This window comes from Paenarthrobacter sp. NPDC089988 (assembly GCF_044748465.1).
Classification (GTDB): domain Bacteria; phylum Actinomycetota; class Actinomycetes; order Actinomycetales; family Micrococcaceae; genus Arthrobacter.
This window is the reverse complement of sequence record NZ_JBIVGD010000010.1, coordinates 1-24,694: the sequence shown is the minus strand read 5'-3', so window position 1 is coordinate 24,694 and position 24,694 is coordinate 1. Positions and strand designations below refer to the sequence as shown.

The window sequence follows — 24,694 nt, the reverse complement described above, 5'->3', positions numbered from 1 at the left end:
TTGCTTTAAGAGGGGTGGAAATGGAACCGGTTTTGAGGCTGCTCCAGCTGGGGGAGGTGGCACTCCCTGACACTCCGCGTGCCATGGTTTTGGGCAGGGCGGGGGAACGACGTGCGGCGCGTTTCGCATCCGCGCAGGACCGGGATGGCTTTATTGCCGGTCGGATCGCATTGCGTCTGTTCGCGGCGGAGCTGCTGGCCGTGGATTCGTCCCGGCTCACGCCGCACTTCGACTGCCCGCAGTGCGGCCCCGGCCAGGATCACGGCCGGCCCGGATTCATGCTCGACGGCGGTCCGGCGCCTTTGGTGCTCAGCGCCTCCCGGGCGTCGGGCTGGGTGCTGCTGGCCGGCGTCGTACATCCAGCGGAAGGCCTCCGGCTGGGAGTGGACCTTGAAGCGGTAAGCCGGGTTGGCTTTGCAGGTTTTGACGGCGTTGCCCTGACTGCGGGGGAACGCAGGCTGATCGACGCGGCGCCGGAAGAGGAAAGGGACACCCAACGTGCGCGGCTGTGGGCACGGAAGGAAGCCTGGCTGAAGATGACCGGGGAAGGCCTACGGCGAAGCCCGGCAGAAGTGGACGTGCTGGACCGTCCGGGCGTACAGGACGTGGATACCATAGGCGGACGGGCACTGCCGGAAGGCCTGGTCGCCGCGCTATGCCTGGACTACCGCGGTGAGGGAAGCGGCGGAAGCGCTGCCTCGTAGAGCCACGGCCCCAGTACAGCACCGGCGTCCAGGCCGGGAATGAACGAATCCGCGGCGGCCACAAATGACACTGTGGACACCGAACCGTGGCGGTTGGCCGCGGTCCAGTGCTGGAGGAAACCGAAGAATGCATCGTCCCCCACCTTGACGCGAAGGGCGTGCACGGCCAGGGCGCCGCGCTTGTAAACCCTGTCATCGAACATCAGTTCGGGGCCGGGATCGCCCACCAGCAGGTCCTGGGGACTGGCGGCGAGCCTCTTCCAAGCGGCCAGCGCGCGCGAGGAGACCCTCATGGTCCCAGACTCCTCCGACCACAGCCATTCGGCGTAACACGCGAAGCCCTCGTGCAGCCAGATATCTTTCCAGTTATCCACCGTCAGTGAGTTCCCAAACCATTGGTGCGATAGCTCGTGGGCGATCAGGCGCTGGGCTTCCCACGTGTCCCGCATGTGGTTGCGGCCAAAGATGGACAGGGTCTGGGCCTCAAGGGGAATCTCCAGTTCGTCATCGGTCACCACAGAGGTGTAATCGGTGAAGGGGTAGGGGCCAAAGCAATCCTCGAAGGTCCGCATCATGTCCGGCTGCCGGCGCAGGCCATTCCGTGCGTCTTCGGCCAGGCCCGCCGTGACGGCCGCGAATTGTGGCACGCGGTGGTGGGTGTCGTTGGCGTTCAGCGGAATCAGGCCGTAACGACCGATCTGCACCGTCGCCAGGTATGTCGCCATGGGCTGGGCATGTTCATAGACCCAGGTCTCGCGGCTCGATTTCCGGATGCGGGACACCAGCCGGCCGTTGCAGACCGGCCGGTAGTTGTCGTCGGTGGTGACGGAAATAAGGTAGCTCGACTTGCTCCGGGGATGGTCGTTGCAGGGAAACCAGGACGCGGCACCGTTCGGCTGGCCTGCCACCAGGACTCCGTCGGTGAGCTCCTCCCAGCCGATTTCCCCCCACAGCCCACGCCGCGGCTGCGGGTTGCCTTCATAGCGGATGTCCAGCACGAAGTGCTGGCCGGGCCGGAGCTGTGCCGTGGGAGTGACCACCAGGTGTTCGCTGCGCTGGTTGAACCTCTGGACCTTCCTGCCATCCAACTGGATCTTTGAGGCCCGCAGGCCCACGAGATCCAGGACAACCTGGCTCATGGCTTCCAACGCGGTGCAACGCAAGATGGCCCGTCCGATCAACCTGTTGCTGCCCAGCCGCACGTCAAGGTCCAGCTCATACCTGTCAACCCGGTAGCTCGTGCTGCCGTGGTTGAGGGTGTAGGGGTCGACGGTGTTCGTGATCGCTGCGGTCATAAAGTCCGTTGGCCTCAATCCTGGTTGTTTCGCTCTTTGCGGTCTGCCCAATCTACTTGAGTCCTGCGGCCTGGGTGGCCGGACCCTCCCAGGGGCTCACGGGATTTCCCATCCAATAGGTTCCGGCCGGAACGGTCTCGCCCCGCATAACCAACGACGCCGGTCCCACCGTTCCGCCGTCGCCCACACTTGCGGCGGGGAGGATGACGCCGTGCGGACCCATGGTGGCACCGGTGCCGAGCGTTACGGTGTCGATGCTCATGACGCGGTCGTGGAAGAGGTGTGTTTGGACGACGCAGCCACGGTTGACCGTGGAGTTCTCGCCGAGGGTCACAAGGTCCGCCTCCGGCAGCCAGTAGCTCTCACACCAGGTTCCCCGGCCGATCTTCGCGCCGAGGCCGCGGAGCCACCACACGAGGGCGGGGGTTCCGGCGGCCGAGCGGGCGAACCAAGGAGCGCTGACCATCTCGATGAAGGTATCCACAACCTCGTTGCGCCAGATGAACGAACTCCACAGGGGGTGTTCACCAATCCGGATGGTGCCTACCAGCACCCATTTGGCGACGATTGCGCTCAACGCGGCCACAGCTCCCGCTGCCAGCATGACCACTCCGCCCAGCAGGGCAGCCGCCCAGTAGCCCCAAAGCTGCGCGATCGCGTCGAAGGCCAGCATGGAACCTGCAGCGATGGCCACGGTGAGCACCACCGGCACAAAGCGGCACAACTCCCACAGCGCACGGGCAAGTTTCAGCTTGAACGGTGGTTGGAACGTGCGGGTCTGGTCTGCGTCTACGGCGGTACGTCGCAACCTCACGGGCGGACTGCCGAGCCATGACGTGCCGGATTTAGCCTTGGCCGGCGTCGCGGACAGGACTGCCACCAACGAATTCTTGGGGACGTTCCGGCCCGCCGCAGTCATGCCCGAGTTGCCCAGGAAGGATCGCTTGCCGATCTTGGCCGGGGCGATCTTCATCCAGCCACCACCGAGTTCGTAGGAGGCCACCATGGTGTCGTCCGCCAGGAAGGCGCCGTCCCCGATGGTGGTCATGCGGGGGACCAGGAGGACCGTGGACGCTTCCACGTTTTTGCCCACTTTGGCGCCGAGCAGGCGGAGCCAGATCGGCGTGAACAGACTCGCGTAAATGGGGAAGAGAAGGTCGCGGGCCATGTCCAGGAGGCGTTCGGTGGCCCAGACCTGCCACCCGACGCGGCTCCGGACGCGGTAGTAGCCTTCCTTGAGGCCAAGTCCCAGAAGCCGCGCAACGATCAAGATGAGGAGGAAATTGGCAAAGAACCATGCCAAGGCGGCCAGCGGGAGGGCTGCCAGGATCTGGGGAACGGCGCTTTCGAGGGATTCGTGGCCTTGGATGAAGGCGAGAATCACCAGTGCGCCAACGAAGGCCGAGACGTAGGGGATCAGTGCCAGCAGCGCGGAGGCCCCGGCGAAGGCGGAGAACCAGAGCCTGTCGCCCAGGGTCCGCTGGTGGACCAGTTCGGGCCATTCGTGCTTGGCCTTGCCCCGCCGCTCAGCGGGCGATCCGGCAACGAGGTGCCCGGACTTGACCTTGCCCAGTACGGCCGAGCCGGCTTCGACGTGGGCGCCCGCGCCGATGGTGGCGCCGGGCATGAGGGTGCTCCGGGAGCCCACTACGGCTCCGGCGCCCACGTGGATCTGGCCGATGTGGACGGAGTCGCCGTCCACCCACCAGCCGGACAAATCGACTTCGGGTTCGATGTTTGCGCCGCTGCCCAGGGACAAGAGGCCAGTCACTGGGGGCAGGGAATGCAGGTGGACGTCGCGTCCGATTTTTGCTCCGAGAGCCCGGGCGTAGTACGGAACGAAAGGTGCGCTGGCCAGGCCGATGGCTCCGGACAGGTCCTGGATCTGCTCCGCGAGCCAAAGCCTCAGGTGGGTTTTTCCGGAGCGTGGGTACGTGCCGGGTTGGACGCCGTGCAGGAGCAGCCGGGCAGCTGCTACGGAGATGGCCATGCGGCCCAAGGGGCTGACGAAGACGAGCCATGAAGCAGCGATCCACCACCATGAGACCACCGGTGCCGCGGCGAACCCCGCGAAATCGGCAAGGAGGCGGTTGGCGGCCATCAGGTAGGTCAGCCAACGCATGCCTACAAGGATGTGTAGCGGGACGCCCATCAGGACCTGGAAAATCTGCGACTTAACGGCCGTCGGACGAACGGTGCGCTCAGCGGCCGGACCGGGTGCGCCGCCGTCGGGAATCGACTGCCGGGCCGCGTCGATGAGCGCCCCGACGCGCGGTGTGGCGTAGATGTCGGCCACCGTGATGGTGGGGTACCTGACGCGCAACGCGGAAACCAGCTGGGCTGCCGCCAGTGAGCCCCCACCATAGGCGAAGAAATCTGCATCGAGGGAGCCCACGGTGCTGCCCAGGACAGACTCCCACTGCTCCACCACCCAGCGGGCGTCGTCGGGCAGGTTCAGGGGAGCATCGCCGGGTTCGGCAGCAGCCGCGCCGGCCAACGGCCAGGGCAGCGCATGGCGGTCGACCTTGCCGCTGGTTTTGGTGGGCAAGGTATCGACCGTCGTGAGCAGGGGAATCAAAGCTGCGGGCAGGTTTTCGCCGAGCGCCTTCCGGGCGTCGTCCAGGTTCAAGCTGACGCCGTCGGACGCGGCGAGATAGCCCACCAGGATCTGGTTGCCGGCGGCGGTTGTCTGCACGGCCGCCGCTGCACCGGCCACACCCGGCAGGGCTTGGAGGGCGGCATCGACTTCGCCGAGTTCGATCCGCCGGCCACCGAGCTTGACCTGTTCATCGGCGCGGCCCATGAAGATGAGGCCCTCGGCCTCGCAGCGGACCAGGTCCCCCGAGCGGTAGGCCCGCTCCCAGCCCAGCGTCTGCATGGGCGCGTATTTCTCCGCGTCCTTGGCGGGGTCCAGGTACCGGGCCAAGCCCACGCCGCCGATGATCAACTCGCCCACGTCGCCTTCGGCCACCGGAACGCCTGCGGAATCCACGACGGCCAGGTCCCACCCGTCCAGGGGCAGGCCAATCCTGACCGGGCCCGGGCCTCCCAAGGGTGCAGCGCAGGCCACCACCGTGGCTTCAGTGGGGCCATAGGTATTCCACACCTCGCGGCCGTCCACAGCGAGCCGCTCGGCCAGTTCAGGCGGGCAGGCTTCGCCGCCGAAGATCAGGAGGCGGACGTTTTCCAGGGCTTCGGCGGGCCAGAGGGCCGCAAGGGTTGGCACCGTGGAGACCACCGTGATGCCGTGGTTGATCAGCCATGGTCCGAGGTCCATGCCCGTCCGGACCAACGCGCGGGGAGCCGGGACCAGGCACGCACCATGCCTCCAGGCAAGCCACATCTCCTCGCAGGATGCGTCGAAGGCAACCGACAATCCAGCCAGGACGCGGTCCTGGGGTCCGATCGGTTCGGGTTGCAGGAAGATGCGGGCTTCTGCGTCCACAAAGGCGGCTGAGGAGCGGTGCTTGACGGCCACGCCCTTGGGGGTGCCCGTTGAACCTGACGTAAAGATGATCCAGGAGTCATCGTCCAGGCCCGGCTTGCTGAGGCCCTGGACGGGTCCGCGCGAGGGATCCGTGGCGTTGATGGACAGCCCCGCGCCGATGACCGCGCCCACCTTGGCTTCGCCGAAAACCAGTTTGGCGCGCTCCTCGGGGTCGTCTGCATCGACCGGAACGTAGGCGGCACCGGCCATGAGGATGCCAAGGATGGCGATGTAGAGCTCATTGGTGCCCGACGGAATGCGGACACCCACCTTGTCCCCGCGGCCCAGCCCAGCCTCGTTCAGGGCCCGGGAGAAGGTACGGACGGCGGCCAGCAATTCGGTGTAGCTCAGTGACTTCTGGCCGTCGTCCAACGCTGATGATTCGGGGAAGGACTGTGCAGTCTCTTCCAGGATGTCCACGAGGGTACGTTCGGCGGGTGCTGCTGACGACCCCGGGAACTGGGGACGGTAGGCGGCCAGGGCATGTGAATCCGCGGCTGCGCCAGGTTGATCTATGCTCACCCGCCCAGCTTTACCCAGAAAGGTGAACAATAGGTGTCTGACGTTTCCTGCTCGTCACAATTTGTTGCACAGCAGTTCGTTTGGCAGTAACCGAACGTTTCCCTGTGGCTAGGGAAGCAGCAGCACCTTACCGGCGGTCTTGCGGCCTTCCAGGTCCCGATGGGCCTGGGCGGCTTCCGCCAGCGGATAGGTAGCGCCAATCCGCACAGAAAGGGTTCCGTTCGCTGCGGCTTCGAATATTTCAGTGGACCGCCACCGGCGCTCATGGGTGTTCTGGACAAAGTGGCCCATGGTGGGGCGGGTGATGGAGAGGGATCCGCCTGCGTTGAGGCGCTGGGGATCGAACGGTGGTACCGGGCCGGAGGCCGCTCCAAAAAGCACCAATGAACCGCGGATGCGCAAGCTCTTGAGCGAATCGTCGAACGTGTCCTTGCCGACGCCGTCGTACACGACGTTCACGCCTTCGCCGTCGGTGAGTTCGCGGACCTTGTCCGCGAAGCCGTCGTAGCGCAGCACCTCGTCGGCGCCTGCCAGCTTCGACAGGTCCGCTTTCTCGTCCGAAGAAACAGTCGTGATCACCCGTGCGCCCCGGGCCTTCAATAACTGCGTCAGGAGCAGGCCCACTCCTCCCGCGCCGGCGTGCAGGAGGACCGTGTGCCCGGGCTCTACGCGGAAGGAAGAATTCATAAGGTAGTGGGCCGTGATGCCTTGGAGGGGTAGCGCGGCTGCCGTGTGGTCATCCACCTTATCCGGCACGGGCAGTGCCTTCGCAGCGTCCACAAGGGCGTACTCGGAGTACGTCCGGGAGGCCTCCGCCGTGGCGATCCTGTCCCCGACGGCAAAGTCCTCAACGCCCTCGCCCACTGCTTCCACGGTTCCGGCAGCCTCTGCACCCGGGGTGAAGGGATATTCGACCTTATAAATGCCGCTTCGCTGGTAGGTCTCGATGAAGTTGACCCCCGCGGCGGCAACCTTGATGAGCAACTGTCCGGGGCCGGGCTGCGGTGGCTCGACGGAGGCGTATTCAAGGACCTCGGGTCCTCCGGGCTGCTGTGCAACGATTGCGTGCGTCATGGTGGCTCCTTACTCCGGGGCGGTCCTTCCGGTGCCCGGTTCCGGTTTCCATCCTAGGGAGCATGCCACCTGACGTGTCGAACTGCTAGCGGCGTCCGTGCGTCGACGCGACCGGGCAGTCGAAGCCGCGCCCGGCTGCAAGGCCCACTTCGTTGAGGTAGCTGACCACGATGCCGTAGGACCGGGGCAACGAGGTTTCCGTGTAGGGAATGGAGTGCTTGGCGCAGAACGCCCGCACTATTCCTGCTGCGCGGTGGAGTTGGGGGCGTGCCATGTCCGGGAAGAGGTGGTGCTCCACTTGCCGGTTCAGGCCACCAAGGAGGAAGTCCATGAAGCGCCCGCCCGAGATATTGCGGGAGGTCAGGACCTGGCGGCTCAGGAAGTCCACGCGGCTGTCTGCCGGGAGGACCGGCATGCCCTTGTGGTTTGGTGCAAAGGACGCACCCATGTAGAAGCCATAAACCATGATCTGGACACCCAGGAACGCGAAGGCCATGCCGATGGGGAGGAAAGTAAATGCCAGTACGGGCAGCCCTGCCAGGCGGGCAACCAGGATGGGGGTTTCCACCCAGCGGTGCCGCACTTTCTGCTTTCCGAAAACGAAGCGCAGGGAATCGAATTGCAGGCTCAGTCCCAGAAGGGTCAGGAGCGGGAAGAAAAACCACCCTTGCCGCCGCGTCAGGAAGGCCAGGCGCCCTTTGCGCTCGGCAGCCGCGTCCTCATGGAAGACCAGGGCGTTGTTGCGGATATCCGGGTCCTTGGAGATGACGTTGGGATGGTTGTGGTGGGCGCCGTGTTTCTGCTCCCACCAGGAATAGCTGATGCCGGCCACGCCAGTGGCAAGCAGCCGGGCGGACCAGTCGTTCGCCCGGCGCGAGGCGAAGACCTGCTTGTGCCCTGCCTCGTGGGCAAGGAAGCTCAGCTGCGTGCAGAGGATGCCCACGGCTGCGGCGATGAGGAGCTGGTACCAGGACTCACCCAGGACAGCGAAGCCGAGCCACGTACCTGCCATGAGCAGAACCAAGGCCGTGAACACCCAAACGTAGAAGCCGCTGCGGCGCTCGAGGAGTCCGGCTTTCTTGACGCTCTTAAGGAGCTCTGAATAGCTCTGTACGACGGGATTCGGCTGAATTGCGCGTGGTTTGGGGCGCTCAGCGGTGGATGTGGGTGCCATGGAATGTGCCCCGTATCGATAACGGGCAACGTGGCAGCCGACGTTCGGTCTGCCCGGTCTGGATCACCCTTCAATAAGCATACGGGGCTGCACCAAATGAGGTTCTCCCCGGCATGCATAAATATCAGCAACCATGAATAGTTTTGCTGTATGGTGGTGTCATGACTATTTCTGTTGCGGTCTCCGGTGCCAGCGGCTACGCCGGGGGAGAAGTGCTGCGCCTGCTGGCGAACCATCCCAACGTCACCATCGGCGCGATCACCGCGCACAGCAACGCCGGTTCCAGACTAGGGGAGTTGCAGCCGCATCTCCATGGTTTAGCCAGCCGGATCCTGGAAGACACCACCGTAGACAACCTGGCGGGTCACGATGTCGTCTTCCTCGCCTTGCCGCACGGCGCGTCAGCGGAGATCGCTGCCCAACTGCCCGAGGGCACGGTAGTCATCGACGCCGGAGCTGACCACCGCTTGCAGGATGCCGCGGCGTGGGAAAAGTTTTACGGCTCCGCGCACGCAGGCACCTGGCCCTACGGCCTGCCCGAGCTGCCGGGCCAGCGTGATGCGCTGAAGGGCGCCAAGCGCATCGCGGTCCCGGGCTGCTACCCGACGTCGGCCCTGCTCGCCTTGACGCCTGGGTTCGCCGGCAACCTCCTGCTGACGGACGACGTCGTCATTGTGTCCGCCTCAGGTACCTCCGGTGCCGGCAAGGCCGCCAAGGTCAACCTCATCGGTTCCGAAGTCATGGGTTCCATGAGTCCCTACGGCGTGGGTGGCGGTCATCGCCACACGCCGGAAATCGAACAGGGTCTGTCCAACGCTGCGGGGGAGCCGGTGACGGTTTCCTTCACTCCCACGCTGGCGCCCATGAGCCGAGGCATCCTCACGACGGCGACTGCCAAGGTTGGCCACGGTGTCACCGCGGAGGAGCTGCGGCAGGCCTGGGCCGACGCCTACGACGACGAGCCTTTCGTGCACCTGCTGCCCGAGGGCCAATGGCCCACCACCAAGTCTGTCCAGGGCTCCAACCACGCAGTGATGCAGTTGGCCTTCGATGCCCACACCGGCCGCGTGATCGTCACGTGCGCCATCGACAACCTCACCAAGGGAACTGCCGGCGGTGCCGTGCAGTCCATGAACATTGCCCTCGGCCTGGATGAAACGGCCGGCCTCAACCTGCAGGGAGTAGCACCGTGACCATTACCGCCCCCAAGGGATTCCGGGCCGCAGGCATCAAAGCCGGCATCAAGGCTTCCGGCAACCCGGACCTCGCCCTGGTCGTCAACGATGGCCCGCTCAAGTCAGCTGCCGCCGTGTTCACATCCAACCGCGTCGCGGCGGCGCCCGTTCACTGGTCCCGCCAGGTGGTCAGCGATGGCCGGGTGGACGCCGTGGTCCTCAACTCCGGTGGCGCCAATGCCTGTACCGGTCCGCAGGGTTTCCAGAACACCCATGCCACGGCAGAGAAAGTGGCAGAAGTGCTGGGAGTCTCAGCTTCCGACGTCGTGGTGTGCTCCACCGGACTGATCGGCGAGCAGCTGCCCATGGACAAGATCCTGCGGGGTGTGGAAGCGGCCTTCAAAGAGCTTTCCGAGGAGGGCGGCGCCGCAGCAGCAACCGCCATCATGACCACGGACAGCGTCTCCAAGGAAGCGGTGTTCACCGGCCAGGACGCCGAAGGCAAGGCTTTCACCGTCGGCGGCATCGCGAAGGGCGCCGGCATGCTGGCTCCCGGCCTGGCCACCATGCTGGTGGTGCTGACCACCGACGCGGAGGTCCCGTCCAACGAACTCGACGTCGTCCTCCGGGACGCCACGCGCGTCACCTTCGACCGTGCGGATTCCGACGGCTGCATGTCCACCAACGACACCGTGGTGCTGCTCGCCTCCGGTGCGTCCGAGGCGCTGCCGTCGGCGGAGCAACTGAGTGAAGCCGTCACCAGCGTCTGCGCCGAACTGGCCCGCAAGCTCATCGGCGATGCCGAGGGCGCGAGCCACGATATCGCCATCCGCACCTTCAACGCGGCCAGTGAACGCGATGCCGAAATCGTTGGCCGTTCCGTGGCCCGGTCCAACCTCTTCAAGGCCGCGATCTTTGGCAAGGACCCCAACTGGGGCCGTGTGCTCTCCGCAGTCGGCACCACCGACGCTGTCTTCGAGGCCGACCAGCTCAACGTTTCCATGAACGGAATCCAGATCTGCCGCAACGGAAGCATCGGCGACGACCGCAACCTGGTGGACCTCGAACCGCGTGAAGTCCTGGTGGAAATCGACCTCCAGGCCGGTGACGCCGAGGCGACCATCTGGACCAACGACCTCACGCACGACTACGTGCATGAGAACAGCGCGTACTCGAGCTAAGGGTGACCATGACCGCACACACCCGCGAGAACACCTCCATGAGTGCCGCCCAGGACAAGGCCGGAACCTTGATCGAAGCCTTGCCGTGGATCCAGCGCTTTGCCGGAACCACCATGGTGATCAAATACGGCGGCAATGCCATGGTGAACGACGATCTTCGCCGGGCCTTTGCCGAGGACATCGTGTTCCTGCACCACGTGGGCATCCACCCCGTGGTGGTCCACGGTGGCGGCCCCCAGATCAACTCGATGCTGGGCCGGCTTGGCATCGAATCCGAGTTCAAGGGCGGCCTCCGCGTCACCACTCCCGAAGCCATGGACGTAGTCCGCATGGTCCTCACGGGCCAAGTGGGCCGCGAGCTCGTTGGCCTGATCAACTCGCATGGACCCTACGCGGTTGGCATGTCAGGTGAGGATGGCGGGCTGCTGCGCGCTGTCCGCACCGGCACCGTGGTGGACGGGGAAGAAGTGGACCTCGGCCTCGTGGGCGAAGTAGTGGGAGTCGATCCCGCCGGGATCAAGGACATTCTCGACGCCGGCCGCATCCCGGTTATTTCCACGGTGGCCCCCGAGATCACCGACGAAGGCACCGGCTACCAGACCACGGGCCAGGTGCTCAACGTCAATGCAGATACTGCTGCAGCCGCCGTGGCCTCTGCCTTGGGTGCCACCAAGCTCGTCATCCTGACGGACGTGGAAGGCCTGTACGCAAACTGGCCGGACAAGTCCTCGCTGATCTCCTCCCTGACAGCCAGTGAGCTGCGGGACATGCTGCCGCGCCTGGAATCCGGCATGATCCCCAAAATGGCCGCGTGCCTCAAAGCCATCGACGAGGGCGTGGAACGCGCGCACATCGTGGACGGCCGCCTGCCGCACTCCATGCTGTTGGAGACCTTCACGACGGCCGGCATCGGCACCCAAGTAGTACCCGACGAGGAAGTGAACGCATGAGCACCAACGAAGCAGCAGTGGTCGAAACTCCGGCCGACGCCATCACCGGGCACAGCAGCGGCGCGGACTGGTTGGCCCGCTACTCCACCTCGCTCATGGGCGTCTTTGGCACCCCGCAGCGTGTCCTTGTACGCGGGGCCGGCTGCTTGGTCTGGGACGCCGACGGCAAGGAATACCTTGACCTCCTGGGTGGGATCGCCGTGAATGCACTGGGCCATGCCCACCCGTTCGTCACCTCGGTTATCTCAAGCCAACTGGCAACCCTTGGCCACGTCTCCAACTTCTTCACGAGCCCCACCCAGGTGGCGCTCGCCGAAAAGCTGCTTGCCATCAGCAACGCACCTGCCGGTTCCAAGGTGTTTTTCGCCAACTCCGGGACGGAAGCCAACGAGGCCGCCTTCAAGCTGGCCCGCCGGAACAGCGGCGACGGCAAGCGGACCAAGATCATTGCCCTTGAAGGTGCCTTCCACGGCCGGACCATGGGCGCCCTGGCGCTGACGGCCAAGGAAGCCTACCGTGCGCCTTTCGAGCCGTTGCCCGGTGGCGTGGTCCATATCCCGTTCGGCGACATCGAAGTGCTGCGCGCCGCCGTCGACGATTCCACCGCGGCTGTCTTCCTTGAACCGATCCAGGGCGAAGCGGGCGTGCGTCCACTGAGCGCCGAGTACCTGCAGGCGGCCCGTGAAGCCACCACGGCTGCGGGTGCACTCCTCATCCTGGACGAAGTCCAGACGGGTATAGGCCGTACGGGCAAGTGGCTGGCCAGCGACGGTGCGGGCATCGTCCCCGACGCCATCACGCTCGCCAAGGGCCTGGGCGGCGGCTTCCCGATCGGCGCGCTGCTGACCTTTGGAAGCACGACGTCGGCCCTGCTCACCGCCGGGCAGCACGGCACCACCTTCGGTGGAAACCCGGTGGCCACGGCCGCCGCGCTGGCTACGCTGCACGCCATCGAAAGCCAGGGCGTCCTCCAGAACGTGAACGTTGCAGGGGAGCACCTGCGGACGGGACTGGCCGCCGTCGAGGGCGTGACCGAAGTCCGCGGCGAAGGTTTGCTGATCGGTTTCGACCTCAGTGCGGACATCGCTCCTGCGATGGTCACAGCAGCTCTGGACGCCGGTTTCATCATCAACAGCCCAGGTCCCAGGACCATCCGCCTGGCCCCGCCGCTCATCCTGACCATCGAACAGGCTGACCGTTTCCTGGCCGCGTTGCCTGGGCTTATTGCCACCAGTACAGCCACAGCCTCTAACGCTAAGGACGCACAGTGACCACTTCCACCCGGCACTTCCTCAAAGACACGGACCTGACTCCTGCCGAGCAGGCCGAGGTATTGGAACTCGCGGTCCGCATGAAGGCTGCGCCGTACAGCGTGCAGCCCTTCGCTGCGGACGGCAATGGGCGGAAAACCGTCGCCGTCATCTTCGACAAGACGTCCACGCGGACCAGGGTTTCCTTCGCCACGGGCATTGCGGACATGGGCGGCAACGCCCTCATCATTAACCCCGGTGAGGCCCAGATCGGCCACAAGGAGTCCGTGGAGGACACCGCCAAGGTCCTGGAGCGCATGGTGTCCACCATTGTTTGGCGCACCGGAGCCCACGCGGGCCTGGTTGCCATGGCGGAAAACTCCAAGGTCCCCGTGATCAACGCCCTGTGCGACGATTACCACCCCTGCCAACTCCTCGCCGACCTCCTGACCATCAAGGAGCAGAAGGGCGAGCTGTCCGGACTGACCATGGCCTACCTCGGCGATGCCGCGAACAACATGGCCAACTCCTACCTGCTGGCCGGTGTCACCGCAGGAATGCACGTGCGGATTTCGGGACCGGAGGGCTACCTGCCGGCCGCGGAGATCGTGGCCGCCGCGAAGGAGCGTGCCGCTGAAACCGGTGGTTCGGTGTTGATCACCAGCGACGCAGCGGAGGCCCTCAAGGGTGCCGACGTCGTTGCCACCGATACCTGGGTGTCCATGGGGCAGGAAGCGGAGAAGGAGGCCCGGATGCAGTTGTTCCGCGAGTACTCCGTGGACGAGGCTGCCATGGGCCAGGCAGCGCCGGACGCCGTCGTGCTGCACTGCCTCCCGGCTTACCGCGGTTATGAGATCTCCGCAGGCGTGATCGACGGCCCGCAGTCGATCGTCTGGGACGAGGCAGAGAACCGCCTGCATGCCCAGAAAGCACTCATGGCCTGGCTTATGCACCGATCCGGCCTGGCCTTCGTCGACGGACTGGCCCCCGTCGAAGGAACCGGCGAGAGCACGTTCTAGTGTCCACCAATCCTTCGGTACCGGGCGCGAGCCCGGCCACCAAGACCGCCCGCCAGGCCCGCATCACGGCCATCCTGACAGGCGAGTCCGTCCGGTCTCAGGCAGAGCTCGCGGCGCTGCTGGCGGACGACGGCGTCCAGGTCACCCAGGCGACGTTGTCGCGGGACCTGGTGGAACTGGGCGCTGTGCGGGTTCGCGGTAAGGACGGCGCGTTGGTTTACGCCGTTCCAGGCGAAGGGGGAGACCGGAACGCCAAGAGTGGCGTCACGCAGGAAATCCTGGACGCGCGCCTCACCCGGTTGTGCGGGGAGTTGTTGGTGACGGCGGAAGCTTCGGCCAACATCGCAGTGCTCCGGACGCCTCCAGGGGCGGCCAACTTCCTGGCCCTGGCAATCGACCACTCCGTGATGCCGTCGGTATTGGGTACGATCGCAGGCGATGACACTGTGATGTTGGTGTCCCGGGATCCTGACGGCGGGGCGGAACTCGCTGCCCGCTTCCTGCGGCTGGCCGAAGAAGCCGGACCAGGCAACTGACTGATTTTCTTCAAGCATTAGAAACAAACAAGCAACACACAAAGGAGCACTCTCGTGACTGAGCGCATTGTTCTGGCCTACTCCGGTGGCCTCGATACGTCCGTAGCAATCGGCTGGATCGGTGAAGCCACCGGCGCCGAGGTCATCGCCGTCGCCGTTGATGTTGGACAAGGCGGCGAGTCCCTGGAGACCATTCGCCAGCGCGCCCTGGGCTGCGGTGCCGTCGAGGCCTACGTTGCGGACGCCCGCGACGAGTTCGCCAATGAATACGCCATGCCCACCCTCAAGGCGAACGCGCTCTATCAGGGCCACTACCCGCTGGTCTCGGCTATTTCCCGGCCGGTGATCGTCAAGCACCTGGTCAAGGCCGCCCGCGAATTCGGCGCAACTACCGTGGCACACGGCTGCACCGGCAAGGGCAACGACCAGGTCCGCTTCGAAGTGGGCATCCAGACCCTCGGCCCGGACCTGAAGTGCATCGCACCCGTCCGTGACCTCGCCTTGACCCGTGACAAGGCCATCGCCTTCGCCGAGGAAAAGGGCCTGCCGATCGAGACCACCAAGAAGAACCCTTACTCGATCGACCAGAACGTCTGGGGACGCGCCGTCGAGACCGGTTACCTCGAGGACATCTGGAACGCCCCCACCAAGGACATCTACGACTACACCGCCACCCCGGAGTTCCCACCGGCACCGGATGAGGTCACCATTTCCTTCCAGGCCGGTGTCCCGGTAGCGATCGACGGCGTCAAGGTCACCCCGCTGCAGGCCATCCAGGAGCTGAACCGCCGCGCAGGTGCCCAGGGCGTCGGCCGCATCGACGTCGTCGAGGACCGCCTGGTGGGCATCAAGTCCCGCGAGATCTACGAAGCTCCGGGAGCCATGGCGCTGATCACGGCCCACAAACACCTGGAAGACGTCACCATCGAGCGTGAGCAGGCCCGCTTCAAGGCAACGGTCGGCCAGCGCTGGGCCGAGCTGGTCTACGACGGACAGTGGTTCTCCCCGCTGAAGCGCTCCCTGGACGCCTTCATCGAGGACACCCAGAAGTACGTTTCCGGTGACATCCGCATGGTCCTCCACGGTGGCCAGGCAATCGTCAACGGCCGCCGTTCGGACACCTCGCTGTACGACTTCGACCTCGCCACTTACGACACCGGCGACACCTTCGACCAGTCCATGGCCCGCGGCTTCATCGAACTGTGGGGCATGTCCTCCAAGGTTGCCTCGGGTCGCGACCTGCGGGTTGCCGGCGAATGACGTCGGCAACAAACGAAGGTGCACTGTGGGGCGGCCGGTTTGCTGGCGGCCCCGCGGATGCCCTGGCCGCACTCAGCAAGTCCACGCACTTCGACTGGCGGCTGGCCCGCTACGACATTGCCGGTTCCAAGGCGCACGCACGCGTGCTGGCCAAGGCCGGACTGCTGGACGACGCTGAGCTTGAGGGCATGCTTGCCGCACTCACCCAGTTGGATGAGGATGTCGCGAGCGGCGCCTACCTTCCGGCCGAGAGCGATGAGGACGTCCACGGTTCGCTGGAACGTGGCCTCATCGAGCGTGCTGGGGTCCAGCTTGGCGGCAAGCTCCGTGCCGGCCGTTCCCGCAACGACCAAGTGGCAACCCTTGGCCGGATGTTCCTGCGTGACCACGCACGGATCATCGCGCAGGGAGTCCTGGCCACCATCGATGCGTTGGTTGAGCAGGCAAAGGCGCACCCGGGTGTGGCCATGCCCGGCCGCACGCACCTGCAACATGCCCAGCCTGTGCTGTTGAGCCACCACTTGCTGGCCCATGCCTGGGCACTGTTGCGCGATGTGCAGCGCCTCCAGGACTGGGACAAGCGTGCCGGTGTCTCGCCGTACGGTTCCGGCGCTTTGGCCGGTTCTTCGCTCGGCCTGGACCCCGAGGCTGTAGCCGCGGACCTCGGCTTCTACTCGGCAGTCCACAACTCGATCGACGGCACCGCTTCCCGCGATGTCTTCGCCGAGTTTGCCTGGGTGTGCTCCATGATCGGTGTGGACCTGTCCCGGATCTCCGAGGAAGTCATCTTCTGGGCCACCAAGGAGTTCTCCTTCGTGACGCTGCATGATTCCTACTCCACGGGGTCATCCATCATGCCGCAGAAGAAGAACCCGGACGTCGCCGAACTGGCCCGCGGCAAGGCAGGGCGACTCATCGGCAACCTGACCGGTCTGCTGGCCACGCTCAAGGGCCTCCCGCTCGCGTACAACCGGGACCTCCAGGAGGACAAGGAGCCGGTGTTCGACGCCGCTGACACCCTGGAACTGCTGCTTCCTGCGGTCTCCGGCATGATCGCGACGCTGAAGTTCAACACCGAACGCATGGAATCCTTGGCGCCGCAGGGCTTCGCCTTGGCTACGGACATTGCCGAGTGGCTTGTCCGCCAGGGCGTGCCGTTCCGCGAAGCCCACGAACTCTCCGGCGCTGCCGTCAAGCAGGCCGAGAGCCGCAACGTGGAACTGTGGGACCTGACGGACGAAGAATATGCCGCGATTTCGGAGCACTTGACGCCCGAAGTCCGCTCTGTGTTGAGCACTGAAGGTTCGCTCAACAGCCGCAACTCGCAAGGCGGAACGGCACCAGCCGCCGTCGAACGCCAGCTTGCTGCCCTCGAAGCGGAACTGGACGCTGCACGCGCTTACGCGTCCTAGCGCTTCTCCTCCCGGAGCGGGGTGGTACCTCCTGGTGCCATCCCGCTCTGCGTTTAACTGTGCGTTAGCATGGCGCTATGACCCAGATCACCCCTGAGACGCTGCCCGCAGAGCTTCACAAAGCCGCCGGCACCGTCACCCGCCTCCTGACCAAAATGGACGAAACCTCCGTCGCGGAACCCTCCGAACTTGCCGGCTGGACCCGCGGACACGTCTTGGCGCACCTTGCCGGGATAGCGAACGCCATGGCCAGGCAACTGGAGTACGCGGATCGCGGGGAAAAGATCGAACTGTACGACGGCGGCATGGAAGGCCGCACCAAGGCGATCAACCTGGCGGCGGGACACAGCCTCGCGGAGCACACGGCGTCCGTCACCGCTGCGGTGGAGTCGGCGGTTGGTGCGTTCGACGCTTTGGAACCGGACGGCTGGCAGGCGCGCATCACCTATCGGGACGGTACAGTGCTCGACGGCGGGCTGGCGCTGTGGCGCGAACTGGTCATCCACGCCGCGGACCTGGGGCTCGGTTACGGCCCCGAGACGTGGAGCAAGCCCTTCTGTGAACATCTTTTCGGCTTCCTGGCTGCACGGGTACCGCAGCAGTACAGGTTTGTCCTCCAGCCCACGGGCCTTGCTCCGCAGACCATCGGCAGCGGGGGTACCTCCATTGCCATCACGGGAATGCTGACGGATATCGCGGCATGGCTTGCCGGTCGCGAACCAAGCCTCGGTTCCCTCCGCGCGACGGCCGCCGCGGATGGAGTGGACCTGCCCGAACTCCTGCCCTGGCCCGGCGGCGTCCCCGCCCAGCCCCAAACCCCGGCCCACTAACCCCACCCCCAAACCCCCGACCCCCGTCCCCAAACTCCAACGCTCTCTCACGTAGTCGCCCTTTTCGGGAATCCCTCTCTCACGTAATCGCCCTTTTCGGGAATCCCTCTCTCACCGATCGCTTGTTTGGGTGGGTCCCTCTCTCACTTGCTTCAGGGAAGTGATAGACGATCGGCGGCAACGGGCGATTACGTGATAGAGGATCGGCGGAAACGGGCGGTTTGGTGAGAGAGCATCCGAGGGTGGGGTGGTTTGGTGAGAGAGGATCGGCGGAAACGGGCGGTTTGGTGAGAGAGCATCCGGGGGTGGGGTTAGCGTTTCGCGGCGGCGGCGCGCCACAGGTGCATGACCGCATAGGAGCGCCACGGACTGACTTCCCGGAAGTCCGGACTTAATTCCGAAGCCGCCCCACGCGAAGCGGGCGGCAGCACTTTCAATCCGTTGCGCACCGCGGCGTCGTTGCCGAGAAAAACGTCAGGGGCTCCGAGCACGCGCATGGACACGTACCCCACTGTCCACGGTCCAACACCGGGGAGAGACAGCAGCTTGAGTGACAGGCTCGCTTCGTCGTCGCCGTAGCCGAAATCGAGGGTGCCGTTGGCCATCGCGGTGGCCGCAGACACCACGGAATCGATCCGCCTCTGCGGTCCACGGAGGAGGTCCCTGCCGTGCTCGGCGAGTTGTGCCGCCGTCGGAAACAAACGGTGCAGGCCGTTGCCGCCACTCTCCAACTGTGACCCTGCAGCCGATAATTGGGTGAGGGCCGTTCGTGCCGCAGCCACGGTGATCTGCTGACCGATCATGGCCCGGATCAGCAGCTCCTGGGGATCCACGGCACCGGGAAGCCTGATCCCTGGGACGGCCCGGACGCCCGGTTCAAGCCGCGGGTCGCCCGCGAGGGCTTCATCGATGGCGACCGGATCGGCGTCGAGATCGAACAGGCGACGGACCCGGCTCAGCAGGACCGGAAGGTCGTGGAGGTCGGCAACAGTTGCCGCAAGTTGCAGCCGGGACCTGATGCCTGCGCCGTCGGGAACGTACGTCACGGTAAACGTGGTTTCGCCGCGGGGGAGCCGGAGGGTCCGGGAATAATGACGGCGTCCGTCCGGCCCAACGCCGGCCGCCTCGATCCCGGGAACCGCACGCACGGCCAGGAAGTCGAAGATGCCAGGATCGAAGGGTTCCCGGTAGGGCAGGTTCAGGGTCAGCGTTGCTGGCGGCGTCGTTTCGTCGCCGCGTCGCGGAACCAAGCCTGGCGCACTGGCGCGTAACGCCGTCGGAGTCATAGCGAAAACCTCGCCAATGGTGTCGTTGAACTGGCGGACGCTGTTGAAGCCGGCCGCGAAGGCAACGTCGGCAAACAGCATGTCGGTGGAGACCAAGAGCGTCCGGGCCGTCTGCGCCCGGCTGGCACGCGCCAAGGACAGGGGACCGGCACCGAGTTCATGGCTCAGGATCCGGTTCAACTGCCGGGCAGAGTACCCCAGCCGGTGGGCCAGTCCGTCCACTCCTTCACGGCTGATAACACCGTCGTTGATCAACCGCATGGCCCGGCCGGCCACATCGGAGCGGAGGTTCCATGCCGGCGTGCCGGGGACGGCCTCGGGCAGGCAGCGCTTGCATGCCCGGTAACCGGCTTCGTGCGCGGCCGCCGAGGTTTCGTAGAAGGTGACGTTCTCGGCTTTGGGCGTCCTGGCCGGACACGACGGCCGGCAGTAGATCCCCGTGGAACGGACCGCCGTGAAGAATTGTCCGTCAAAGCGGGGATCGCGGGCGTCGATTGCCCTGTAGCGCTGCCAGAAGTCCATGGCTCCATCCTGTCAGTCGGCGGACACCGCTGCTAGCGGAAATCGGACATGACCGCGGAGCCTGGTTGCTAAGGTCTGAGACATGACAGCTACAGACACACAGGGCATCCGCGACGTCCTCTCAGGAGACCCGCGGACCCTCGCGCCGCTGGTCCTCGGAGCGGTGCTCACCCACCACTCGGAGTCTGGTCCCGTGTCAGTCCGGCTCACCGAAGTGGAGGCGTACATGGGTCCGCGCGACTCGGCCCATCCGGACCCCGGCTCGCACACCTACGGAGGCCGGACCGCCCGGAACGCGCCCATGTTCGGGCCACCGGGATTTCTCTACGTCTATTTCACGTACGGCATGCACTACTGCGCCAACATTGTCTGCGGGCCGGAGGGGGCTCCATCCGCTTTGCTGCTCCGCGCCGGCGAGATCGTTGCAGGCGAAGAGTTGGCCGCGGTCCGCCGCCCTGCGTCGAAGTCGCACAATGACCTGGCGAGTGGACCCGCCCGGCTCGCTTCGGCGCTGGGGCTTACGACGGCGGACTCAGGCCGTGACGCGCTCGCGGCACCTTTCAGCCTGTGGTTGCCTGAGTCCCCGGCGGCTGCCGTCGCCAGCGGACCGAGGGTGGGCGTTGCCGGTCCGGGTGGGACCACGGAGTATCCTTGGCGTTTCTGGATCGAGGACGATCCCACGGTCTCCCGCTACAAAGCCGCACGGCCGCGCACCCGGCCCTCCACCGCGTGATCCAACGCCACGACGCCCCGTCGACGCGCCGGCTATCCACCCGATGGCTTGTACCCCACGCGTTCACCAAAATCGCTGTAGAATGGACGGTCTGTCTTTTGCGATAGGGGTTACGGTTTCGATGCACGACGCTGATTTGGTTCACGAGCAGGAATACGTTGCCGGGTTGTATGCCCGGCTCGATGAGCTGCGCGAAGAGAAGCGCACCCAACTGGCGCAGGTGCGAAAGGCCGGTGCCGTGGGAACCATGCAGAACGTTTCGGAACGTGACGCGTTCGCTGCACTGTACGAGGACCGCCTTGCCCAGCTCGACGCCGTCGACGATCGTTTGGTTTTCGGCCGACTGGACCTGGACTCCGGCGAAGCCCAGTACATCGGCCGCATCGGGCTGTCCACGGCGGATCTGCAGCGCCTCATGGTGGATTGGCGTGCCCCCGAAGCCGGCCACTTCTACCAGGCCACCGCGTTCGACCGCCAAGGCGTGCGCCGTCGTCGTCATTTGATCCTGCAGGGCCGCGACGTCAAGGCGATCGAAGATGACGTCCTGGATGCAGACATGCTGGCCGACGACGATTCCCTCCAGGGCGAGGGGGCCTTGCTCGCCGCACTGAACTCCAAGCGCACCGGCCGCATGTCGGACATCGTCGGCACCATCCAGTCCGAGCAGGACAGGATCATCCGTTCGTCGATTTCCGGCGCATTGGTTGTCCAAGGTGGTCCCGGAACGGGAAAGACCGCCGTTGCCCTGCACCGTGCCGCCTATCTGCTCTACACCCACCGTGACCGCCTCAAGAGTGCGGGCGTGCTGCTCGTGGGTCCGTCGTCGTCGTTCATGCATTACATCGAGCGCGTCCTTCCCTCCCTCGGTGAGACCGGCGTGGTGATGGCGAGCCTCGGCCGGCTCATGCCGGGCATCCACGCCATCCCTGAGGAGAATGCGGACATCGCCGCCCTCAAGGGCAAGCTGGACATGGCCACCGTGGTGGCAAACGCTGTGGCCAACCGGCAGCGGACCCCCGGCAAGGACCGGATCCTTGAGGTCGATTCGCGCAAGCTGACCCTCACCGAGCGGCAGGTCCGGCGCGCCCGTGACAAGGCGCGCGCCACCGGCAAGCCGCACAACGAGGCCCGCCTGACGTTCATCAAGATCCTGCTCCGCGAACTCACCGAGCAACTCACGGACCAGGTTGAAGCCGCGAACATCGGCAACAACGCCGACCGCGCGTACCTCGCCGAGGACGTCCGGACCGCCCGCGATGTGCGCATCATGCTCAACCTGTGCTGGATGCCAATGACGCCGGAGAAACTCGTTTCGGAGCTCTTCAGCAAGCCGCAGATCCTGGAGGCCTGCACACCGCACCTCACGCCGGAGCAGCGCTTGCTGCTGCAGCGGCCGGCGGACGCCCCGTGGACCGAAGCCGACGTTCCTCTCCTGGACGAGGCTGCCGAACTGCTTGGTGAGTTGGATCCGGCAGCCGGCCGCGGATTGGCGCAGCAGGAGGCGGACCGTGCCCGCGACCTCGCCAACGCCAAGCAGACCCTCGCCAACATGGAAGCCATGGGAGTGGACGTCCTCATGACCGCCGAGGAACTGGCGGACCAGAACCAGGAGCGCGAAGGCCGTCTCACGGCAGCTGAGCGGGCTACCAGCGACCGTTCGTGGGCCTTTGGTCATATCGTTGTGGACGAGGCCCAGGAACTCTCGCCCATGCAGTGGCGGCTCCTGGTGCGCCGCTGCCCGCTGAAGTCGTTCACGATCGTGGGCGATATCGCCCAGACGAGCGCCGCGGCCGGTGCCAACTCGTGGCAAAGCGCGCTGGCGCCGTTGTTTGGTGACCGTTGGACGCTTGAGGAACTGACGGTAAATTACCGCACGCCGTCCCAGATCGCAGAGGCCGCCGTACGCATGGCCAATCGTGCCGGGCTGGTTGTCTCCGCCCCCAAGGCCGTGCGGGAGGGCAAATGGTCGCCGATCGTCGACCGCGTGGATGCGGATGCCATCGTGTCGCGCCTGGTGGAAGTACTCCCCGAGGAAATCGAAGCGATCGACGGCGGCCTGCTCGCCGTGATTGCCGACGGGCCGCTGCTTCCGCAAGCCACAACAGCCCTCCGTGAGGTCTATGGACGCCGTATCGGCACGGGTGCCGGCAGTTACGAGCAAGACATCGTGGTCATCAGCCCCAAGGAAGCCAAGGGCCTCGAATTCGACGGCGTCGTGGTGCTGGAACCTGCCGCCATGCTCAACCACGAGCACGGCAAGGTGGGCGACCTCTACGTCGCCATGACCCGGCCAACCCAGCGCCTCCGCCTCATCACCGCCGCGCCCCTCCCGGCCGGCATCGAACGCTAGGAAAAACAGCGTGGGCAATCCTGCTAACTTAGAACCCGTGTCACATGTAAACAGCCTCGAGTCCCAACAGAACGATCCCGCCTTTGCCAACATCTGGCAGGAGCTCAAATGGCGCGGCCTGGTCCACGTTTCCACTGACGAAACGGAACTGGAAAAGCTGCTCGCGGGGGACCCGATCACCTATTACTGTGGCTTCGACCCGACGGCTCCGTCACTGCACCTTGGCAACCTCGTCCAGCTCCTGGTGATGCGCCGCCTGCAGTTGGCCGGCCACAAGCCCCTGGGTCTCGTGGGTGGCTCCACCGGGCTGATCGGCGACCCGCGCCCGACGGCGGAACGCACCTTGAACACCAAGGACACCGTTGCCGAGTGGGTCGGGTACCTTCAAGGCCAGGTTCGCCGTTTCCTCAGTTTCGAGGGTGAAAACTCCGCAAGGATGGTCAACAACCTTGACTGGACGGCGCCGCTGAGCGCCATCGATTTCCTGCGCGAAATCGGCAAGCACTTCCGTGTGGGCACCATGCTCCGCAAGGACGCCGTGGCGTCGCGCCTCAACTCCGACGAGGGCATCAGCTACACCGAGTTCAGCTACCAGATCCTGCAGGGCATGGACTACCTCCAGCTTTTCAGGGACTACGGCTGTGCGCTGCAGACCGGCGGTTCCGACCAGTGGGGCAACCTCACCAGCGGCACCGAACTCATTCGGAAGGTGGAAGGCAAGAGTGTCCATGCCTTGGGTACGCCGCTCATCACCAACTCCGATGGCACCAAGTTCGGCAAGTCCGAAGGCAACGCCATCTGGCTCGATCCCGAAATGTGCAGCCCGTACACGTTCTACCAGTTCTGGCTGAACACGGCCGACGCCGATGTGGTGGATCGCCTCAAGGTCTTCACGTTCCTCACGCGTGCCGAGATCGAGGAGCTCGGCCAGGCCGTGGCGGAACGTCCGTTCGCACGCGAAGGCCAGAAAAAGCTTGCCTTCGAGGTCACGTCCTTGGTTCACGGTGTTGACGCGACGGAGAAGGTCATCGCGGCATCCGCAGCTGTTTTCGGCAACGGCGACTTGACCGTACTTGACGAGCAAAGCCTCGCTGCCGCAACTGCGGAACTCCCGTCCGCCAAGATCGGCAGCGACTCTTTGGGCATCATCGATCTTTTGGTTGCCTCCGGCCTCTCGGACAGCAAGTCTGCTGCCCGCCGCACCGTGGGAGAAGGCGGCGCCTACGTGAACAACGCCAAGATCTCCGATCCTGATGCCGTCATTGGCCAGGACCAGTTGCTTCACGGCCGGTACCTCCTGCTGCGCCGCGGCAAGAAGAACCTGGCGACGGTAGAGGTTTCCGCCTAGCCGCCCCCTGTTCCGCTCCTGTTTGTCCTTCTTGTTGTGAAAGGCCGGTAACCCGTGTGGTTGCCGGCCTTTTTCGTGCAGAAAGTGCGTCGCTGGCTTCCCCCTCCGGACGCTCTCTCACGTAATCGCCCTTTCCGCCGGATGCTCTCTCACCTTTTGGCCCGTTTTCGGGATCGCTCTCTCACGGAATGCCTGTTTGCGGCGGATGCTCTCTCGCTGGCCGTTTTGTTCGGTGTCTATTTGGGGTTCGACGGCGGGTGTTGGGTTGGGTGCTGTGGTGGCTGGTTGGTGGTGGTTGTGTTGTGTGACGGTCTTCACGGTGCTGGGATTTGTTTGTTGGGTTTGGGGTGTGTAAAGTTATTCGAGTTGCCGCCGCTGATGCGGAATTGATGGTGACATTCTCCCTTTCAAATGGCCGGTTTCCGGTGGCGCTTTTGGTGTGCTGCTGGTTGTTGGTGGGGGTTCGGGCTGGTTTGCTTTGTGTGGCTGGTTCGGGTAAGTTTGAAAAGTTGCTCCGGAGCGATCCAGTCGTTTGGTTGGTGGTGCCGGTTAGTGTCTGTTGTTTGAGAACTCAATAGTGTGCCAA

Annotated in this window: 18 protein-coding genes; 13 read left to right on the top strand and 5 right to left on the bottom strand. The window is 65.1% G+C overall.

Annotated elements, in window-relative coordinates; genetic code table 11:
* Window positions 1-20 precede the first annotated feature (20 nt).
* Window positions 21-704 carry a 4'-phosphopantetheinyl transferase family protein gene (locus ACIPV6_RS13015; protein WP_400271284.1) on the top strand — a complete coding sequence of 228 codons (684 nt, stop codon included), beginning with the start codon at window positions 21-23 and terminating at the stop codon, window positions 702-704.
* Here the strand turns inward: ACIPV6_RS13015 and ACIPV6_RS13010 are convergent.
* From ACIPV6_RS13010 to ACIPV6_RS12995, 4 genes are all read right to left on the bottom strand, one after another.
* Window positions 665-1,999 (bottom strand): M1 family metallopeptidase, encoded by a 1,335-nt coding sequence (locus ACIPV6_RS13010; RefSeq protein WP_400271283.1) that lies wholly within the window; start codon window positions 1,997-1,999, stop codon window positions 665-667. The two genes, ACIPV6_RS13015 and ACIPV6_RS13010, sit on opposite strands and share 40 nt — an antisense overlap.
* 52 nt (window positions 2,000-2,051) lie before the next feature.
* On the bottom strand, window positions 2,052-6,008 hold the full coding sequence (locus tag ACIPV6_RS13005; protein WP_400271282.1) for a Pls/PosA family non-ribosomal peptide synthetase: 3,957 nt from the start codon (window positions 6,006-6,008) through the stop codon (window positions 2,052-2,054).
* Window positions 6,009-6,116: 108 nt separating this feature from the next.
* Window positions 6,117-7,082, bottom strand: a complete 966-nt coding sequence (locus tag ACIPV6_RS13000; protein ID WP_400271281.1) for a quinone oxidoreductase family protein — start codon at window positions 7,080-7,082, stop codon at window positions 6,117-6,119.
* An 85-nt stretch (window positions 7,083-7,167) separates the two neighbouring features.
* Complete coding sequence (locus tag ACIPV6_RS12995) at window positions 7,168-8,256, bottom strand: fatty acid desaturase family protein (RefSeq protein WP_400271280.1); 1,089 nt, start codon at window positions 8,254-8,256, stop codon at window positions 7,168-7,170.
* 161 nt (window positions 8,257-8,417) lie between these two features.
* Between ACIPV6_RS12995 and argC the strand changes: the two genes are divergently transcribed.
* The 9 genes from argC (at window position 8,418) to ACIPV6_RS12950 (ending at window position 17,869) form a co-directional block, all read left to right on the top strand.
* On the top strand, window positions 8,418-9,449 hold the full coding sequence (gene argC, locus ACIPV6_RS12990; RefSeq protein ID WP_400271279.1) for an N-acetyl-gamma-glutamyl-phosphate reductase: 1,032 nt from the start codon (window positions 8,418-8,420) through the stop codon (window positions 9,447-9,449).
* Window positions 9,446-10,612 carry a bifunctional glutamate N-acetyltransferase/amino-acid acetyltransferase ArgJ gene (argJ, locus tag ACIPV6_RS12985; RefSeq protein ID WP_400271278.1) on the top strand — a complete coding sequence of 389 codons (1,167 nt, stop codon included), beginning with the start codon at window positions 9,446-9,448 and terminating at the stop codon, window positions 10,610-10,612. The genes argC and argJ overlap by 4 nt, the downstream gene beginning before the upstream one ends.
* Window positions 10,613-10,620: 8 nt before the next feature.
* Complete coding sequence (argB, locus tag ACIPV6_RS12980; RefSeq protein ID WP_400271277.1) at window positions 10,621-11,562, top strand: acetylglutamate kinase; 942 nt, start codon at window positions 10,621-10,623, stop codon at window positions 11,560-11,562.
* Entirely contained in the window at window positions 11,559-12,833 is a 1,275-nt protein-coding gene (locus ACIPV6_RS12975) for an acetylornithine transaminase (RefSeq protein WP_400271276.1), read from the top strand. Before argB ends, ACIPV6_RS12975 begins: the two co-directional genes overlap by 4 nt.
* A complete protein-coding gene (gene argF, locus ACIPV6_RS12970) occupies window positions 12,830-13,831 on the top strand; it encodes an ornithine carbamoyltransferase (RefSeq protein ID WP_400271275.1) in 1,002 nt (333 codons plus the stop codon). The genes ACIPV6_RS12975 and argF overlap by 4 nt, the downstream gene beginning before the upstream one ends.
* The gene (locus ACIPV6_RS12965; protein ID WP_400271274.1) at window positions 13,831-14,367 is read left to right on the top strand and encodes an arginine repressor; all 537 of its coding nucleotides are present in this window, start codon (window positions 13,831-13,833) and stop codon (window positions 14,365-14,367) included. The genes argF and ACIPV6_RS12965 overlap by 1 nt, the downstream gene beginning before the upstream one ends.
* A gap of 54 nt (window positions 14,368-14,421) precedes the next feature.
* Complete coding sequence (locus ACIPV6_RS12960; RefSeq protein ID WP_397324072.1) at window positions 14,422-15,627, top strand: argininosuccinate synthase; 1,206 nt, start codon at window positions 14,422-14,424, stop codon at window positions 15,625-15,627.
* A complete protein-coding gene (gene argH, locus ACIPV6_RS12955; RefSeq protein ID WP_400271273.1) occupies window positions 15,624-17,039 on the top strand; it encodes an argininosuccinate lyase in 1,416 nt (471 codons plus the stop codon). The genes ACIPV6_RS12960 and argH overlap by 4 nt, the downstream gene beginning before the upstream one ends.
* A 77-nt stretch (window positions 17,040-17,116) precedes the next feature.
* A complete protein-coding gene (locus ACIPV6_RS12950; protein ID WP_400271272.1) occupies window positions 17,117-17,869 on the top strand; it encodes a maleylpyruvate isomerase family mycothiol-dependent enzyme in 753 nt (250 codons plus the stop codon).
* A gap of 311 nt (window positions 17,870-18,180) precedes the next feature.
* On the opposite strand, the gene ACIPV6_RS12945 is transcribed toward ACIPV6_RS12950, so the two are convergent.
* Window positions 18,181-19,677: an AlkA N-terminal domain-containing protein gene (locus tag ACIPV6_RS12945; protein ID WP_400271271.1), complete on the bottom strand. Its 1,497-nt coding sequence runs from the start codon at window positions 19,675-19,677 to the stop codon at window positions 18,181-18,183.
* Window positions 19,678-19,759: 82 nt separating this feature from the next.
* Here ACIPV6_RS12945 and ACIPV6_RS12940 point away from each other — a divergent pair, with 82 nt between their 5' ends.
* The 3 genes from ACIPV6_RS12940 (at window position 19,760) to tyrS (ending at window position 24,108) form a co-directional block, all read left to right on the top strand.
* The gene (locus ACIPV6_RS12940) at window positions 19,760-20,410 is read left to right on the top strand and encodes a DNA-3-methyladenine glycosylase (protein ID WP_400271270.1); all 651 of its coding nucleotides are present in this window, start codon (window positions 19,760-19,762) and stop codon (window positions 20,408-20,410) included.
* Window positions 20,411-20,531: 121 nt separating this feature from the next.
* Window positions 20,532-22,760, top strand: a complete 2,229-nt coding sequence (locus ACIPV6_RS12935) for an AAA family ATPase (protein ID WP_400271269.1) — start codon at window positions 20,532-20,534, stop codon at window positions 22,758-22,760.
* Window positions 22,761-22,797: 37 nt separating this feature from the next.
* A complete protein-coding gene (tyrS, locus tag ACIPV6_RS12930) occupies window positions 22,798-24,108 on the top strand; it encodes a tyrosine--tRNA ligase (protein WP_400271268.1) in 1,311 nt (436 codons plus the stop codon).
* The last annotated feature ends 586 nt before the right edge of the window (window positions 24,109-24,694 follow it).